Annotated in this window: 3 protein-coding genes; 1 reads left to right on the top strand and 2 read right to left on the bottom strand. The window is 36.2% G+C overall.

The window, feature by feature from the left end; translation table 11 throughout:
- The coding region (locus tag P8M54_RS06780) for a cytochrome c (RefSeq protein ID WP_300286540.1) at nucleotides 1–251 on the bottom strand (251 nt) is incomplete at its 3' end.
- Nucleotides 252–468: 217 nt separating this feature from the next.
- On the opposite strand from P8M54_RS06780, the gene P8M54_RS06775 reads away from it, so the two are divergent.
- A complete protein-coding gene (locus tag P8M54_RS06775; RefSeq protein WP_300286538.1) occupies nucleotides 469–858 on the top strand; it encodes an SPOR domain-containing protein in 390 nt (129 codons plus the stop codon).
- 187 nt (nucleotides 859–1,045) lie between these two features.
- Here P8M54_RS06775 and infB read toward each other — a convergent pair.
- Nucleotides 1,046–3,623 (bottom strand): translation initiation factor IF-2 (gene infB, locus P8M54_RS06770; protein WP_300286536.1); only part of this gene is annotated, 2,578 nt, incomplete at its 5' end.

Here is a 3,623-nt window from a genome sequence, read left to right as displayed (position 1 = left end):
TTCGCAGCAATACCACGTAACATTGGACCCGTAGCCTTAGCATCAAGCTTATGACACGCAGCACAATTCGCATTGAAAAGTTCTTTACCTTTTACAGGATCCCCACCTTGAGCAACAGCTGGAGCAGCAGCAACAGCAGCTGCATCTGGAGCAGCTTCTTGTGCAGATGAAGTTAAGGAAAAAGTTAGCATTAATGCTAAGCTTAAGAATAAATTCCTTGAAGTCGATTTATGGTTACCCACCTTTTTCATAATAGTATAATGATTATCTAATAAATATTGGCACAGTGTTTTCTATACTTACGTAAAAAAGAGCAGGCCTTTATTTTAAACTCGTACAAAAATACGACTTAAGAACTATTCTGAAAAACCTAAAATAGTCTAATTTCCAATTTATATTAATTCTAAATAATAATTCTATTTCACTTTATTTAATTAAACAGTACTTTTGCTTAAAAACCATTACGTTATGAGAATTTTAACATTTAAACCAAACTCCTTTTTACCGTTTTTTCTTTTTGTATTAACCTTTAATTTACAGGCGCAAGAGGCAAAAAACACCCTAAAACAAAGCCCAAACTTTGAACAATTGCTTAATGAAAAGAGAAAAATTAACACGCTATTAACTGTAAATGAACGGTATAAAATTCAAATATTTAGCGGCGATAGTGAAACAGCAAAAAAAGCACTTTACGAGTGCAAACAGGAGTTTAATTTACTTGACGGAACCATTGTTTTTAACACACCCAATTACAAAGTTTGGATAGGAAATTTTAGAACAAGAATTGAAGCAGAGAGAAACCTAGTTGAAATTAAAAAACGATACAACACCGCTTTTTTAATTAAACCAAAAAAATAAGAATTCATTCATTAAATCAAAACAGTTCACTTCTTACTTTAGTTAGCATCACGTAAAAGCAGTCCTATTTGTACTCTCACAAAAGCGCTTTTCAACGCTCTTTAAGAGTTCAAAATCAAGTACAGTGTTTATATAGAAACAAAAAATCCCGATAAATCGGGATTTTTTAGTTTTACAACTCTATATACTATTTCAGTTTCTTTTTGATAGCAACTTCGTGGTACGATTCAATAACATCTCTTTCTTCGATCTCATTAAATCCTTTTATTTGAATACCACAATCGTATCCTTTAGCTACTTCTTTCACATCATCTTTGAAACGTTTCAGAGCGATTAATTCACCTTCGTGAACTACAACACCATCTCTAATAACTCTCATTTTAGCATTTCTGATAATTTTACCATCCATAACCATACAACCTGCAATTGAACCTACTTTAGAGATTTTGAATATCTCTCTAATCTCAGCAGTACCTAATACTTCCTCTTTCATCTCTGGAGCAAGCATTCCTTCCATTGCATCTTTTAAGTCATCGATAGCAGCATAAATAATACTGTAGTAACGGATATCAATTTCTTCCTTATCAGCTAATTGTCTTGCATTTCCAGCAGGACGAACATTAAATCCAATGATAATCGCATCTGAAGCAGAAGCCAACATAACGTCAGTTTCAGTAATCGCTCCAACCCCTTTATGAATAATATTAATTTGAATTTCCTCAGTAGATAATTTAGAGAACGAATCAGATAATGCTTCCACGGAACCATCAACATCTCCTTTAAGGATTACGTTCAATTCTTTAAATTGACCTAAAGCGATACGACGACCAATTTCATCAAGTGTAATGTGACGTTGTGTACGAACAGATTGCTCACGCATCAATTGAGAACGTTTAGAAGCAATTTGTTTCGCCTCTTTTTCTTCTTCAAATACATTAAACTTATCACCAGCAGTTGCTGCTCCATCCAATCCTAAAACAGAAACCGGAGTTGAAGGCCCAGCAGCTAACACAATGTTACCTCTTTCGTCATGCATGGCTTTAATTTTACCATGATGCTTACCTGCCAACATATAATCTCCAATTCTTAAAGTACCATGTTGTACTAAAATAGTAGATACATATCCTTTACCTTTATCTAAGAATGCCTCAACAACAGTTCCCTGAGCTGCTTTATTTGGATTTGATTTCAAATCTAATAATTCTGCCTCTAGCAATACTTTCTCTAATAATTCTTTAACACCAGTACCTTGCTTTGCAGAAATATCATGTGATTGTATTTTACCACCCCAATCTTCTACTAATAAGTTCATTCCCGCTAATCTTTCTTTAATCTTTTCAGGATTAGCATTTGGCTTATCAACCTTATTGATTGCGAAAATAATTGGCACACCTGCTGCTTGAGCATGTGAAATTGCCTCTTTCGTTTGCGGCATGATGTCATCATCTGCAGCGATTACAATAATAGCGATATCAGTAACTTGCGCTCCACGTGCACGCATTGCGGTAAACGCTTCGTGACCTGGAGTATCTAAAAATGCAATTTTTTGACCGTTATCCAAAGTTACTCCATAAGCACCAATGTGCTGTGTAATACCTCCAGATTCACCAGCGATCACATTTTCTTTACGGATATAATCCAGTAACGATGTTTTACCGTGATCCACGTGACCCATTACAGTTACGATCGGTGCTCTAAATACTAAATCTTCTTCTTTATCTTCAACAACCTCAATCGCTTCTTCAATATCTACAGTTATGAATTCAACTTCATAACCAAACTCATCAGCAACGATTGTTAATGTTTCAGCATCTAAACGCTGATTCATCGTAACCATAATACCAAGTGACATACAAGTTCCAATTACTTTTGTAATCGGCACATCCATCATGATCGCAATTTCACCAACGGTAACAAATTCAGTAACTTTTATAGTTTTACTTCCTTCATCAATCGCTCTTTGTTCTTCGTCTGATTTTTGACGGTGCGTATCTCTTTTATCTCTTCTGTATTTTGCCGCTTTAGATTTACCACCTTTTTTACCTTGTAATTTTTCTAAAGTTTCACGGATTTTGTTTTTAACTTCCTCTTCTGTAGGCTCAACCTTAGCCACAATCGCAGGTCGGTTACCTTTTACAAATCCAGGTCTCGCGCTTCTATTTGCATTAAAACCACCACCAGTATTAGGCGTAATCTTATTAGGATTTGGAACCCCTGGAGGTCTAGGAGTACCTGGTTTAGGCGCAATCCTTTTTCTTTTATTTTTGTTTGCCGCACCTGCCGCACCAGGAGCACCCGGTTTGTTAGGCGTAATTTTCGGCTCTTCTTTCTTCTTTTTCGGTTTGTTAAACTGAGACAAGTCGATAGTTTGACCTGTAAGCTTAGTTCCTGAAAGCTTTTGATATTGAGTCGCAATAGCTTCTTCTGCTGGCGCCTCATCCACTTTTGGAGCAGCTTCCTCTTTAAAAGCTACTTTACTCACTGTCTCTTTTACAACTTCCTTTTTGTCTTCTTTAGCATCAACGATAGGTTTCGCAGTTTTATTTACTGAAGCCGATTTGTCTTGTGCAGGATTTTTAGCTACCACCTTAACTTCTGGAACAGCAGCAGGTTTCACTTCTTCCTTTTTCTCTTCAACAACTGGAGCAGAAGCAACAGTTTTCTTTGGATTAAGATCAATTTTACCCACTTGAACAGGACCTGTAACAACGGCTCTGGCTTTGATCACCTCTTGCTGTTGTTTTTGAACCTCCTCATCATGCTTA

The organism is Flavobacterium sp., assembly GCF_029242675.1.
Classification (GTDB): domain Bacteria; phylum Bacteroidota; class Bacteroidia; order Flavobacteriales; family Flavobacteriaceae; genus Flavobacterium.
The sequence above is the reverse complement of the archived record's forward strand: the minus strand, read 5'-3'. Positions and strand labels throughout refer to the sequence as shown.